Origin of the sequence: Kistimonas asteriae (assembly GCF_018263925.1) — a bacterium.
GTDB lineage: Bacteria > Pseudomonadota > Gammaproteobacteria > Pseudomonadales > Endozoicomonadaceae > Kistimonas > Kistimonas asteriae.
The window spans coordinates 91086-105995 of the sequence record NZ_JAEVHF010000005.1 but is presented as its reverse complement, the minus strand read 5'-3'; the positions used below and the strand labels follow the sequence as shown (position 1 = coordinate 105995).

Here is a 14910-nt window from a genome sequence, read left to right as displayed (position 1 = left end):
TAACACTCCTAAATAACTATCACAGGGATAACGCAATGGCCTATTCGACCGCTTCATTGCCGGATCTGGACGGTATTCTCAGCCAGTTCCAGAGTGGTGATAAACCCAACCAGCAGGATTTCAGCGACTTGATTCATTCCGCCTATGTGGGGCGGCTTGTCAGTAATGCGGATGGCAATTATCAATTGACCGGGCTGAAACTGGACGCAGCGGATCATCTTGCCATTAACCTGGATAGTGTTACAACGGGCGACAGCACGCTGGAAGTATCCGTCAATGGTCTGAAGCTGGCAGCTGGGGCCCAGGACAAATTGGATGCCATTACCTTGAATGCCGGTAAAATCACCCAGTCCAGCCTTGTAGCAATATCTACCGCAACAACGACAGATGATGGTTTACTGGCAGCTTCAGACAAAATCCGCCTGGATTATCTCTCCTTCACCGGTGACAAACTGGATACCAGTAACTTGTCAGATGCTGCCAAGCTGGATGCCATTACCCTGAATGGTAACCAGATTACACTCTCCAGCCTTGAGCCCATACCGACAGCGACAGGCAGTATTGATGGGCTGATGACCGTAGCTGACAAAATCCGCCTGGATTATCTCTCCTTCACTGGTGACAAACTGGATACCAGTAATTTGTCAGATGCTGCCAAGCTGGATGCCATTACCCTGAATGGTAACCAGATTACACTCTCCAGCCTTGAGCCCATACCGACAGCGACAGGCAGTATTGATGGGCTGATGACCGTAGCTGACAAAACCCGCCTGGATTATCTCGCCTTCACTGGTGACAAACTGGATACCAGCAATTTGTCAGACGCTGCCAAGCTGGATGCGATTACCCTGAATGCAGGGAAAATCACCCAGTCCAGCCTTGTAGCCATACCTACCGCAACAACAACAGATGATGGTTTACTGGCAGCTTCAGACAAAATCCGTCTGGATTATCTCTCCTTTACTGGTGACAAACTGGATGCCAGCAATTTGTCTGATGCCGACAAGCTGAATGCCATTACTTTGAATGCCGGGAAAATCACCCAGTCGAGCCTTGTAGCAATACCTGCAGCAACAACCAGTGTTGATGGCTTGATGGCCGCAGCGGACAAAACTCGCCTGGATTATCTGACATTCACCAGTAACAAACTGGATACCAGCAATCTCTCAGAGGCTGACAAGCTTAATGCAATCACCCTGAACGCAAACAAAATCACCCAGACCAGTTTGGAAAATGTATTAACCGCGGTGCTGGGTAACCTGGATATCAATAGCTCAGAACAAATCACATCGTCGGACAATGTCTCACTTAATGTATTACTGACGAAAATTCTGGAAAAGCTTGAAGCGGATGGTCGGTCTGTCACCCGCACTGATCTTGGTCTGTAAGCATGAATAACCTCACTATCCCGAACCGTCCACCCGGTGAGACGGCACAGGATTTCTTTGCCCTGCGCAATGAGGCGGTTGAGACGATACAACGTCTGGCAGGTACTACCTGGACGGATCACAACCTGCATGATCCCGGTATTACATTGCTGGAAGCTGCCTGTTTTGCCATTACAGATCTGGGTTACCGGCTGGATTTCCCTGTCCCTGATCTGATGGCTCCCGGGCCAGATAGTCCTGGCACAACCCATTTCTGGGGGCGTGCGGAGGTATTACCCTGTGCATCCATTACCGCAGATGATTATCGTCGTTTGATGCTAGACCTCCAGGGCGTTCGCAATGTGTCCGTCAGCACGCAGGAGGATCGTCCGTCGCTCTGGGATATTCAGGTCATTCCAGAGCCGGGAGCGCCGGTAGATCTGGTGGAGCAGGTACGACAATGTTACCTGGATCACCGTAACCTGGGTGAGGACCTGGGCAGGCTTGAGGTGTTGGAGACCTATCCTGTCGTCCTCAAATTGAACATCACCGTGGCGGATGGGATTGACACAGCGTCCACAGTGGCGCAGTTGCTCGCCCGGTTGGCCGATTACATTGCGCCGCGTATCCGCTTCCAGTCCCGGGATGACATGCTGTCAGCCGGTATCACGCCGGATGAGTTAAGCACCGGCCCCTGGCTGGAACGGGGGTATTTGTCAGCTGACATGCTGGCACTGCCTGCATTGCACAATCGGTTGTATGTTTCCCGCCTGATGACGGAAGCATTGTCCGTTAATGGCATTGAGCAGGTGGAAACACTGCAGGTGACTGATGCCACCTGGCCGGATGATGATACCTGGGAATCCTGGATTTATTCTCCGCTGGAACGCAAGGCTCCCTTTCTGGATCTGGCTAAAACCCTGGCTTATACGACGGTTGTAAAGCAGGGAGTCGCTGTTTCTGTCGATAAAGACAGGATTCAGTCACAGTATGACGTGCTGTTGTCGCCTTTCTCGGCGCCGGGGCGAGCCAAAGAAACGTTACTGTCCGGGCGTTATCGCACACCAGGCGATTACCTGTCGATCCAGCATGATTTACCTGTGATGTACGGCGTTGGCCAGGCAGGCCTCGCCGCCGGTGAGCGTTTGGAACGTGTTGCTCAGGTACAGCAACTTCAAGCCTACCTGTTGCTGTTTGATCAGGTATTGAGCAATCAGTTTGCCCAGCTTGGGCATGCCAGAACGTTACTCGGCTTACCCGAGTCTGACGGTTTGCAGCCATTGCAGCAGGTTATGGAAAAAATGCAGGCCAGTGCGTCGCTGTCGGATACTGACATTAGTGGTTTCTGGCAGGCGATCAGTGCATTACCGCCAACCTGGCAATCCCAGCCTGTACAGGAACTCCAACAGTTACCGGCCATTCTGGCGGAGCATCTGCCGGATTATTTCGCAGAAGCGTTTCAGCGACTGACGGAAATGCCGTTTTCTGATGATCACCTGGAGCGTCTGGGCCGATCATTGGAACACCAGCTCGCACGTTTCCATGAGCAGGTGCCTGATAGTGCGCTGCTGAAGTATGAAGAGCTGTATAGCCATTACAGCGATCGCTTGCTGACACACAGGGATGCACCAACCACGCTGGATGCTGATCAGCTCACCCGTCGCCTGGCGCAGCTGAAAAGTGCCCTCGACCGGGCGGCGTTTCTACTGGATCTGCCGGCAACCGGTAGTCATCGGGGGCAATCTGGTGACTATGCCAATCCGACGATCTGGGGCAAAGGCAATGTGTCCGGTTTGCGTCATCGTATATATCGTCGACTCGGATTGCCCATGGTCGCAATGAACAGCCTGGCGACTCACAATGGTGAAGGCTTTCACTTGGTGGAAGGTACCCTCCTGCGGCACGGAGAGGATGACAGCGGTGATAAAGTTGATGCGGCATTTCACGAGATTTATGTCGTCATTCCCTCCTGGCCCAGTCGCCTGGCCGACCCGGACTTCAGACAACTGTTCGTTGATACCCTGCTGCAAGAATTGCCAGCGCATTTGACGCCGAGATTATTGTGGCTCGATCGAGCATGTATGGCGGATTTTGAGTCGGTTTATAACAGCTGGAGAAACGCCTTATCACGGTTACCTGCCCAGATACTCGATGAACAGGACACGTTGCGTCAGTACCGTGTCAAACAGTCTACCTGGTTCCTGAACCGTTTTATTCAGGACGGTCTGGCGGGTACACCACCTGACATCAGTGACTGGCCGTTAACGTTCCCCAGCCTGGGTGAAACCCCTATCGGTCAGTACACCATCGGTTATACCCGTGTTGATTCATTGGCTTATGACCCGGAGGCGACGGATGCCGGCCGGATCGGCACGGCCAGTATCAATCCTGATGACAACAGTGCTGATGAACCTTTCGTAACCCGTATCCGCACCCCTTATTCCACCCGTGACAAGGACTAGAACATGGCCAAAAGGAACAGAACGGAGCTGACGTCTGTCTTTTCAGATAACGCTATCCCTACCGGTGAAAACTTTGCTGAATTGATCGAGTCGGGCATTAATCAGGTTGATGATGCGATTTATGTGGATGAAAACCAGCAACTGGGTATTGGCACTGATGCGCCGTCGGCCCGATTACACGTCAAGGGAACGGCTGAGATTGAAGGCAATACCCAGGTTGATGGCAGTCTGACCACAACCGGTACGGTCTCGGGTGACAGTATGTCTGTTTCTGGCGCGGCAACGGTTGGCGGTAGTCTGAATGCCGGTGATACATCAGTCGCAGCATTGTCAGCAGACGGGATGACGGGCAGCAGCCTGACCGTTTCAGGTGATGCTTCAGTGGGCGCCGCACTGGCCGCCGGTGATACCACGGTGAGCGGGACTCTGGATGTCAGTGGTGATACCTCAATCGACTCTGGATTGTCCGTTGGTGACAGTGTCAAGGTGAACTCGGCAGATAACACAGAAGCTTTGCTGGATGTACAGCGCAATGTCACTGATGGTAGTCGACCCGGGGTATCCGTACGTGCGCCTGACAACAGCCCCCAGATGATTCTGAACGACAATGGGCATATGGTGCTGGGTGCCGAGAGCCCTGACGCCGCGATGCATGTTGTCTGGGATGGGAGCGGCAATGCCCTGCGTGTTGATGATCAGCGCAATGATGAAACCCCGTTTATTGTGGATGAGAGTGGTCGTACCGGCATAGGGACAGATAATCCCCAAGCTTCACTCCATGTTGAGAGTGCCACGAGTGATGAAGCCATGCGTCTCTCGTCGCCAGGCAATGCCCCCTGGCTCCGCGCCAGTGCTGCGGAGGTCAAGATTGATCCATCACTGACCACAGGCCCTTTGACGGTTTCTGGTGAAACGACGCTCGATGGTAACCAGCTCACCACGGGGACAGCTGTCGTGGGTAAAGGCCTGACGGTTGGCCAGGGGATTGGTGAAGACCAAGCACTGCATGTGACCGGTGACGTGTTCCTTGATGGTTCAACGGTGGTCGATGACCGGCTGCATGTCGGCGCTAATCCGTTAGCTGGCGTTATTTTCAGTGTGACGGGATCCACTGAGCTGGCGGGTGATTTGACCGTTCGTGAGGGTGCAACCATTCAAGAGTCATTGTCCGTCAACAATGTCTCTGATGAGGGTGATGCGCTGACGGTCACTGGTGATAGTCGTATGGACGGTGACCTGGGTGTCAGCCAGGCATTAACCGTTGAGGGCTCGTCACAGTTTGCCGATGTTACGGCATCTGGGCCAACGACGCTGACTGACACATTATCAGTCACAGGACGGGCAACGCTTGATAATCATGCGGTAGTCGGAGAGACGTTGACCGTAACGAACCGGAATGAGGCGGAGACAGCGCTTGATGTGACTGGCTCTGCCGCGGTTAGCCGTACGTTACAGGTGAACAATGACAACCACGCTGATACAGCCCTGACGGTAGATGGAGGCAGTGCCTTTAACGGTGAGGCAACTGTTGACGAAACGCTCGTTATCAGCAATTCACAGGCTGCTGATACGGCATTAACGGTTTCTGGCAAAGCGGTGCTGGATGGCAACCTGCACACGACAGGCACAGTACAGGTCGATCAAGGCATGACGGTGACCGGCTCGGCAACCTTGAATGATAGTGCAACAGTTGCCAGCGAACTGACGGTCAACGGGATGGCTCATCTTAATCAGGATGCTTCCGTTGCCAAAACATTGAGTGTCAGTAATACCGATGATGCAGCGACGGCATTGTCCGTCTCTGGGCACAGTGACCTGACCGGTGACGCCTCCATCGGCAAAACGCTGACGGTATCGAACAGTGATACAGCAGAGACAGCGTTAACGGTTGCCGGTGACAGTGTCCTTGAAGGGCATGCATCCGTTGATGAAACCCTGACCATTACAAATGGTGAAGGGGCAGAAACTGCGTTATCTGTGACCGGTCGCACCCGGCTGGCTGGTTCCCTGAATACGACCGGTGAAACCACTCTGGATCAGAGCCTGACCGTAACGGGCCCCAGCTATTTGAATGATGACACCGGTGTTGCCAAAACGCTGACTGTTAACAATGTTGATGGTGTTGAGTATGCCTTATCGGTCACCGGTGGCAGTCAACTGGATGGTGATGCTTCTGTCCGTAAAACCCTGACCATTGACAACGGTGACGATGTTGCCACGGCATTGTCTGTCACGGGGCGCGCGGACGTGACTGGTGAACTTAAGGCCTCAGGTGCCGCGACACTGGAAGATTCTCTGACAGTGACTGGCCTGAGCGCATTAAATGATCATGCCAGCGTTGCGAAAACACTGACGGTCAGTAACACGGAAAACGAGACAACCGCATTGTCTGTCACTGGTAACAGTGAAACGACGGGGCATGCCCGCGTACAGTCCGGGCTTTCCGTCGGTGGCGATAGTGCGAATGGCAATCGGGCTATTACCGCGTCGGGTACTGCCGCGATCAGTGAACACCTTGCACTGGGGGATGAAAGCACCCGTTCGCTGGAGGTGCTGTCAGTGTCCGGTGATGCCCGCATTGATGATGCCTTATCGATCGGTGGTGACGCAGAAACGGACATGGCGCTCACAGTTTCTGGCGATACATCACTGCAGGGTGACCTTCAGGCAGAGGGGCATGCCACTGTTGAAGCTGGATTGACGGTGACCGGCGACTCTCAGGCAGATTTGAAAGCGCTGGTAGCCGATGGTATGGCAGCTATCAGCGAACATCTGTCCATCGGGGATTCGACAACCGTCGAAGAACAGGTTCTGGATGTGACGGGGCATACCGTTCTGCATGGCGACGCCAGGGTTGATGACGCGTTGAGCATCGGCGGGCCGGTTATGAACGGCAAAAGCCTGACAGTTGATGGTGACAGCCATGTCAGTGGTGACCTGACGGTGACCGACAATGCCGCGATACTGGGGGCCGCTGCCATTGATCATGGTTTGACCGTGGATGGCACCGTGGCGGAAAACCGGGCGATTCTTGCACGGGGGCATGTTGTTATTGAAAACGATGCCCAAATCCATGGTTCGGCGGATATTGATCAGGATGCCCGTATCAAGCAGAAGCTGACGGTTGATCAGGACAGCCACCTCAAAGGCGATGCCCGTGTAGACCAGCGGTTGACGATTGGTGGTGATGCCGCAACCGACAAAATACTCACTGTAGCGGGTGACAGCCTGATCGACGGGCAGCTGCAAACAACCGGTGGGGCTACGATTGAACAGACGTTGTCGGTCAGTAATACCGGGGAAGAGACTATCGCACTCGCTGTGACGGGGGATTCCTCCCTGAGTGGCAATGTTCAGGTAAGCGGTACGGCAGACTTTGACCGCAGTGTTTCTGTGACAGGGCCGGGCCTGTTTCATGACGATGCATCCGTCGGTAAAACGCTGACAGTGACAAATGCAGAAAATGCAGCCACGGCATTAATGGTGACCGGCAACAGTATGCTGGATGGCACACTCACCGTTGACCAGCGTCTGACCATTACCAACAGCCTTGATGAAGACGATGCCTTGAGTGTCAGTGGTGATGCTGCCGTTGAGGGGGCTCTGCATGCGACAGGAGAAACCCGTTTAGAGGATCGTTTGACCGTAGCGGGCGCCAGTCTACTGAATGATCACGCGACGGTTGATAAAACGCTGACTGTGAATAATGCCGGTGGTGCAGATACCGCACTGGCTGTCCATGGCCATACATCACTGATTGGTAATCTCCAGGCTGACGGTGATGCAACCGTCGCTGGCCATTTAGTGGTGGACAATGATGTTGCCAGTGATGCGGTTGCCCTCACTGTGAATGGTCAGGCTGATGTGGAGGGAGACCTGGCGATCAGCGGCGTACTCACCGTGGGTAATGCGGAGAATGAAACTACCGGTATCACCGTCACTGGAGCCAGTGAGCTTCAGGGCGGGGCAACGGTGAATAAAGCGCTCGTCGTCGTTAATGAAGACATGGCGGAGACGGCTCTGGAAATTACCGGCAACAGCCATATAGCAGGTGCCGCTGTCATCGACCAGGGGCTGTCTATCACCGGTCATGCAGAGGATAACCTGGCACTGCTGGCCGACGGCAATGCCCGGGTGACCGGGCAACTCTATGTCGAAAGTGACCTGATGGTAACGGACGACATCAATGTAGGTGATGAGCTCTGTGTGCAGGGTGATACCGAACTTCAGGGACAGGTTCGGGTGACTCAGGCAACGGTGCTGGGGGGCGGCGAGGCTGTCATTGATCCGGACAACGGACTGGCGAAAACACTGACAGTGAATGGCGACAGCGAACTGGCCGGTCATCTTCATGTCCATGCCGGGCAGGTCGTGGATGGCAATGCCCACATCCTCGGCGCGATGCAACTGGACAGTGGTGCGGTCATTCATGCCGATGCGGATACGAATGATGCACTGTCAGTCAATGGCAATATTGATGTTACGGGGCAGCTGGAGGTTGCCGGTACTGCGACAGTTCGGGACTACCTGACAGTGCAGGGCGGATCAACCGTCAATCAGGACCTTACCGTAGAGGAAGATGCTGCGATTCGTGGTGCTCTGACCGTCGCCGGTGAAGCCGAACTGCATGGCAGCCTGACTGTTCAGAATGATACGACGATGGACAAGGATCTGTCTGTCAATGGCAATACCGCGGTTGGTGGCCGTCTGACGGTCAGCAGTGACAGTGAATTGGGCGGTCATCTGACCGTAACCGGCGACAGCGAACTGATCGGACCGGTTAAGACGCAGGGGCTTCTGACCGTCGGTGGCGATGCTCTGGCTGATAACACATTAACAGTGAGTGGCCATTCAGCCTTGCTGGGCCATGTCAGCATTGGCGGCGGTTTGAGTGTTGCCGCTGAACCGGGCACTGGCCAGGCGCTAGTGCTGTCCGGGGATAGCCTGCTGGCTGGAGACCTGACCGTAGAGGGGTGGCAGCAGGTACTGGGTAACAGTGTGATTCGGGGGGATCTCAGCGCCCGGGCGGATGTCACGGTTGAACAGGATTTATATGTCCGACAGGGAGTCACCGTTGATCAGGAACTGCTGGTCACTGGCGACAGCGTGTTGATGGGAACAACACGGATTGATCGTGCCCTGCTTATTGAAAACAGTGAACTGACGGAACAGGCGCTCACGGTTTCCGGTAACAGCCATCTGACCGGGAATGTTCAGGTTGCGGGTGACCTGATCCTGAATGGCACTATCCATACAGATCAGGGTATGACCATCGCCACGGATCCGGATACCACGGTAGCGCTGACGGTGAATGGTGAAATGGCGGTTGATGGCCGCCAGCTGGTGCGCGGCCAGTCAGAAGTCGATGGCCATATGCGAATCAGGGAAGACCTGTCGGTTGATGATGATATCAATGTGGGGCGTGACCTGCGGATTCAGCATGATTTGAGTGTCTCCGGTGACAGTCGTGTGTTTGGCAGCAGCCGGATCGACAAAACCCTGCAGATTGAAAACAGTGACCGCTCAGCCCTTGCCCTGAGCGTGGAAGGTGTCACCGAACTTCGGGGAGACCTGTCTCTGAATGGCGATTTCCAGCTTAACGGCACCCTTCATACAGACCAGGGCATGACCATTGCCACGGATCCAGATAGCAGCGTTGCGTTGACAGTCAATGGCGAGATGGCGGTTGACGGACGCCAGCTGGTGCGCGGGCAATCAGAAATAGACGGCCACCTTCGGGTACGTGCGGATATCTCCGTGGACGATGATATCAACATCGGTCGTGATGCACGTATTAATAATGACCTGACGGTCTCCGGTGACAGCCGTGTTTATGGTGATTGCCGCGTAGATCGAACCCTGGTGGTGGAAAACCGGGACCTGTCCGAACAGGCTATGGTCATTGCCGGTAATATTGAGATCGACGGCGCCATGTCGCTCACCGGATCGGTGCAGACGTCTGAAGGGATGGTTGTTGCGTCCAGTTCACCGGCAACCCCAGCGCTGGAAGTGCGTGGCGATCTGGAACTGGATGGTCGTCAGACCGTCAGTGGCAGCATGGATGTGGGCGGGCATCTGGCGGTTGATAATGACGGTAACTTTTCCCGGGATATTCAGGTCAGTCGAGATGCCAATATTGGCGGCCAGTTGCTGGTGGAAGGCGACAGCCGTTGTTATGGCGATGTCCGGATCGATAATACGCTGCAGGTCAAGAATGATAATGCCGCGCAGCTGGCACTTGCCGTCACTGGTAACAGTGATATCAGCGGTAATGTGGAAATAGATGGCAATGTTGATTTAAGCGGTAAGCTGTATACCGGCCAGGGGCTGGTGACCATGGCGGATCCGCTGTCCGGCGAGGCCCTGCGTGTTAATGGCCAGGCAACGGTGAATGGCCCGGTGCAGGTTGGCAGTGATATCGATGCGGGTGGTCACCTGCAGGTGCAGAATGATGCAGCGATCCAGGGTGAGCTTAATGTCAGTGGTGACAGTCGTCTGAATCGTTCATTGACGGTGTCCGGTGCAACCCTGATACGCCAGCGACTGACCATCGAGGATGACGCCCTGGTTCGGCAGGACCTCAATGTGGCCGGTTATGCCTCATTGGGACAGGGGGCCTCGCTCGGCGACAAGCTGGTCTTTGCCAATGGGGCAGAGGTGGATCGTGTAGAAGAGGATCCCTATCTGGGGGGCATGAACAGTTCCGATCGGGTACTGGCAACCCAGCGCGCGGTGAAAACGTATGTTGATACTTATGCATCGCCATTTGGTTATGGTGGCCGCACCATCGCTGTACGCAGTCAGGCATCGTTTGAGCAGGTGTTTGGTGATGGTAGTGCGGATGTCACTATTGCCCCTTACACCACAGTGATTCTTCTGCCCCCCATGGAAAACAACCAGTCCAGTCCGGTCGTGGTCGGTGGCATGACGGCGGAACTGGCTGAGCCTGATGCCTGGCCTGCTGTCAGCAGTTATGTATTGAAGAATTCCGTTACGCTCAGCACCGGCGTCAGTATTGTGGGGTATAACCCCAGCACAACGCTGGTCGTCAAGGCGCAGCCTCATTACCGGTTTGAGCTCCGTGCTCCTGCCGGTGAGCGGATCTCAGATGTTCATCTGGAAGGATGGACCTTCAATGGCGGCGCCCAGGAAGCGGTTATGAACGGTGGTGCGTTCTATCTGGACAATGCTGAAGACTGTGTCCTGAACTGCCATATCGTAGGACACCATGTGAATGGTAACGGCGGTGGGATTTTCGCTGAAAACAGCAGCCGTATCCGGGCAGAACATATCCGTAACTGTCAGGCGCTCAACAGTGGTAACAGCACGTACGGCGGTGGTGCCTATGGGTTGCACGACTCCATACTGCGGATGGAAGACTGCATTTCGGCACAGGGGGGCGGTGCGGCATTCTGCAACGAAAGCCGGATAACGGCCCTGCGTTGTGAAGCCATGTACGGTGGCGGGGTGTTTCGTTGTCATCAGTCCAGAGTCCATGCCCGGGATTGTGCCGCCAGCCAGTATGGTGGTGGCGCATGTTTCTGTAGTGATCTCATCTGCGAAGGTTACTGGGCCGGTAATAACGGCTTGTCCGACTACAAACATATCTACGCCAACAATTACCAGAGCGATAGCAATCAGGAAGAGCATTTCTGGCGTGGCGATTATGTAGGCGCACGGCTGAGCTTCTGGGAAAGCGAGTGGCGCAGCGACAACCTGTAACCGTGATCCCGGCAGTTTACTGCCGGGTCAATCCTACCGTTTGGAGAACATGACATGTCTCGCTACATCAAGTGTGCCCGTGATAATGGGCTGGTGATGAGTAACCGTTTATATGATCGGCCGGCGCCCCTGGGCAATCCCAATATTTTCTGGGTTGAGGTACAACCGATAGCCAATGGCCTGAAGGCTGCATGGGAGCCTAACAGTCCGGAAGATCAGTTGAAGTTCCAGCTTTACCAGCAGCTGCCACCGAAAGGTTCTGCACCGGTCGTGGTGCGGGAAAGCCAGGGGCAGTGGCTGCACACCGTCAACAGTATTGCGGCCAGGGATCATGAAAGCCGCCGACATGACAATGAACAGGATCGGGAAACGTTTCGGCTGATCAAGGTCTGGTGTGAACGGCAGGATGAAGGGTGTGAAGAGGCGTTTATTAATCTAGGCGTCGAAAACCCCCAGCATGCCCGCTATCAGGCTTATCGGGAGGCCGTCAGTGAAATCAAGAATCTACGCCGGTGACGAGGGCCCGGATTGAAAAGGCGCGCCTTAATCTGCAGTTTGACAGTGGCCATGATCAGGAGCGGTTGAGTGAACGGCTTGAGCGTTGCCTGCTGGATACGCTGGCGCAGTTCCCATTACAGGATTTTCCCGGGCTGGCTCACGTATCTCTGGATAGACTGTCTATTGATATCAGTGACCTGTCGCCTGCAAGTCTGGAAGCCGATTTCCGCCATCGCCTGACGCATCAGATACGCAAGCAACTGGCACGACTCATACAAAATCCTGTGTCCATCGACGCTGCCGGTCAGGCGTTCACGGTTGATGTGTTGTCTGAGTTATTGGAGCAACTGCGGTTGCTACTGGGGGTGGCGCTGACGCCCACAAAACGTGATGCCATTATCACCAGAATTGAATCGATGGTCAGTCACATTGATGTGCCTTCGCCGTTGGCTAAAGAGCTAAAGTCTCTGTTGGGCACTTTGTCAGGTGTCGGTCAAACAACCAATACGCGCAGGTCTCAGATTGATCAATTACAGGCATGGCTGGAAGAGCAATCGACGGTACGGGACACAATCTCACCGGTTATCACTGCCGATGATCAGCTATTGTCGTTATTGCAATCAACTCGCCCTGTTGATGAGGTTGAAGACCAGGTACGCAGAATCCTGGCTGGATCAGGGACACCTATCCCGCATTCATTTCCGCTGAAATGGTGGCTTCAATCACAGGCGACGTTGCCAGCATGGCTACGTCGCCATCGCTTGCAGGTTCTTCGACAACGCATTTTGCAGGGTATGGATCATTCTTTCGATGATGCTCAATACCGTGACTGGGATACCAGAGGTATAGAAGAGAAACCGTTTATTGAAACGTTCAACCAGCCCGTTCTCTCAGAAACGTTCGTTGAACTGCAGAGCGTCGAGTTTCCAGGTGTTGATCCTGTATTAAACCCGCCCACTTTTTCGTCTGCGTTTCAGAAAGTGCTATCGCTTGCAGCATCTACTGCGGCGGATCAGTTGCTGGCGCAAGCCATTGAGGGGTTATTACACAGTCAGGATGTAGCGGATGCGTATAAAACCGGTATCAAGGCATGGTTGCAGTCGTATGGGGCGGCAACGGGTTTTCTGCGTCGTCAGTCTATACGGCAGTTAAAGCAGGCACTGAAGAATGAAGGTGTTGGTGCGTTTACCAGGCCGTGGTCACTCGTGGGGATTGAGAAAGCGGACAAGGCGCTATCAGAAACCCACGCGCCATTGATACAAGACACCCGGTCAGCATCAGGAAAGCGTCCCGAGAGTGTCGTGACTGAACTGCTGACAGATCCCCATTTACCCCTGGCATTAGCCCGGTCGTTAAAGCAGTGGCGGGATAACGGTCAGACCATCCCGGTAGAGAATCGTAATCGATGGCTGCGTGCCCTGTTAAAGCAATTGCGTGCCTGGCAGCAGTTGCCGAAAGGGATTGATACGGCCTGCCTGTCGATACGCAGTCAATTGTTGCATGAACTGGATGATGCCATAGCGATTACCTTACCCGCCGTCTGGCGTTCAGCGGGGCAGCGTTGTCACCAACGTTTGTCGAGTGCGGATGATCGGCTGTCACTAGCTGTTGCGCTTGAGCAGTTACTGGTGTTGCTTGATTTCATTGGGGTTGAACACCCTGCCATGTCGCACTGGTTGCGCCCTCGCCGTAAACGGTGGAAACGATGGGTATCTCAGTTGGATCCCGCAACGTGCGCCACGGGGAATCCACTGTTTCCGGCACCGGTAAACGTTGCATTCAGGCAACAGGAACAAGCGGCTCGAAGCCTAGTGTATGGGCAGGAACAGTTATCCCGGTTGAAGGCATCTTTGCAGCAGGGAGATCTGGTCCCAATGTGCCGGGAATATCTGCAGGTCAAGGTCAGTCACCCTGAAGCATTTCGTGAATCGCTGGCGACACAGCTGGCAAGCGGAGCATTACCGTCGCGTGATGAACTGAACGCCAGGATCCAGCACTTTCAGGAAGCACTCAACAATCAAGCACAGTCTTTAGAAGAAGACATGCTGCGCTTTCGTCAGGTTGTGTCCAGTGGTTTGGCAGGCGCTGACCCTCAGGTATCCGCCGCTGTACTGGAGCCCATCGTAAACCGTGATGTCCGGGAACTATTGGGTGGGGTTTTAGCCAGCAGGTCAGAACAAAAAACAGGCTGCCTGCCTGAACCTGCTCGTGCGTCCATCCAGTCTTTATTGCATGAGCTTGAACAGACGGTTCAAAAGCCGACGTCCAGCATACGTCAGGTATCGTCATTGGATGACGGGCTGACAGAAGACGCCGGGCTTGCCGTACTGTGGCCGCATTTGCCCACCCTGTTTGGCAAACTGCAGCTGTTGACCCAGTCAGGCACGGCTTTTGTCAATGAAGCGGCTCAGTTGCGGGGCATGGCCTTGCTGGTCGCTGCAGCAGGTATTGAGTATGGCGAAGATAAAACGCCGCAATGCATGACCGCAGCGCTGCTAACAGGGCTGCCGGCAGAGACGTCATCAGACGCATTACCCGTAGTAACCGAACAGGAAACGCAGGCCATTGAGAACATGCTGCTGGCCGTTATCCAGCAATGGCCTGTTCTGAAATCCATGCCGCCCGCCGGATTACGAACCATGTTCCTGCAGCGACACGGGTTGTGGGACCGATGTGATAGTGGCTGGCGCCTGACCGTAGCAGACCAGGCCCAGGATGTTCTGCTTCAGGGGCTCCCCTGGCCTATCAGCATTATCCGCCTGCCCTGGTTAAACGATCTACTCAGCATCCACTGGAAAAAAGGGGAAGGATTCAGTTTGTCAGCGGTGACTTCCGCACACTGAAACCTGTCAACACGCTTT

Annotated in this window: 5 protein-coding genes; all 5 read left to right on the top strand. The window is 54.6% G+C overall.

Features of this window, described 5'->3' with window-relative positions:
- Positions 1–35: 35 nt before the first annotated feature.
- From KHS78_RS07580 to KHS78_RS07560, 5 genes are read left to right on the top strand one after another with little or no spacing between them, the layout of a single operon-like run.
- On the top strand, positions 36–1388 hold the full coding sequence (locus tag KHS78_RS07580; RefSeq protein ID WP_211826843.1) for a hypothetical protein: 1353 nt from the start codon (positions 36–38) through the stop codon (positions 1386–1388).
- Between the two features lie 2 nt (positions 1389–1390).
- Positions 1391–3829, top strand: a complete 2439-nt coding sequence (locus KHS78_RS07575) for a hypothetical protein (RefSeq protein ID WP_211826841.1) — start codon at positions 1391–1393, stop codon at positions 3827–3829.
- Between the two features lie 3 nt (positions 3830–3832).
- Positions 3833–11551, top strand: coding sequence for a beta strand repeat-containing protein (locus KHS78_RS07570; protein ID WP_211826839.1), 7719 nt, complete (start codon positions 3833–3835; stop codon positions 11549–11551).
- Between the two features lie 54 nt (positions 11552–11605).
- On the top strand, positions 11606–12067 hold the full coding sequence (locus tag KHS78_RS07565; RefSeq protein ID WP_211826837.1) for a hypothetical protein: 462 nt from the start codon (positions 11606–11608) through the stop codon (positions 12065–12067).
- Positions 12064–14892: a contractile injection system tape measure protein gene (locus KHS78_RS07560; protein ID WP_211826835.1), complete on the top strand. Its 2829-nt coding sequence runs from the start codon at positions 12064–12066 to the stop codon at positions 14890–14892. The genes KHS78_RS07565 and KHS78_RS07560 overlap by 4 nt, the downstream gene beginning before the upstream one ends.
- Positions 14893–14910: the final 18 nt, after the last annotated feature.

What these genes read in the sequence shown, in the direction of transcription:
- KHS78_RS07580 (WP_211826843.1), top strand. Translation starts at nt 36, where the DNA reads ATGGCCTATTCGACCGCTTCATTGCCGGATCTGGACGGTATTCTCAGC.
- KHS78_RS07575 (WP_211826841.1), top strand. Translation starts at nt 1,391, where the DNA reads ATGAATAACCTCACTATCCCGAACCGTCCACCCGGTGAGACGGCACAG.
- KHS78_RS07570 (WP_211826839.1), top strand. Translation starts at nt 3,833, where the DNA reads ATGGCCAAAAGGAACAGAACGGAGCTGACGTCTGTCTTTTCAGATAAC.
- KHS78_RS07565 (WP_211826837.1), top strand. Translation starts at nt 11,606, where the DNA reads ATGTCTCGCTACATCAAGTGTGCCCGTGATAATGGGCTGGTGATGAGT.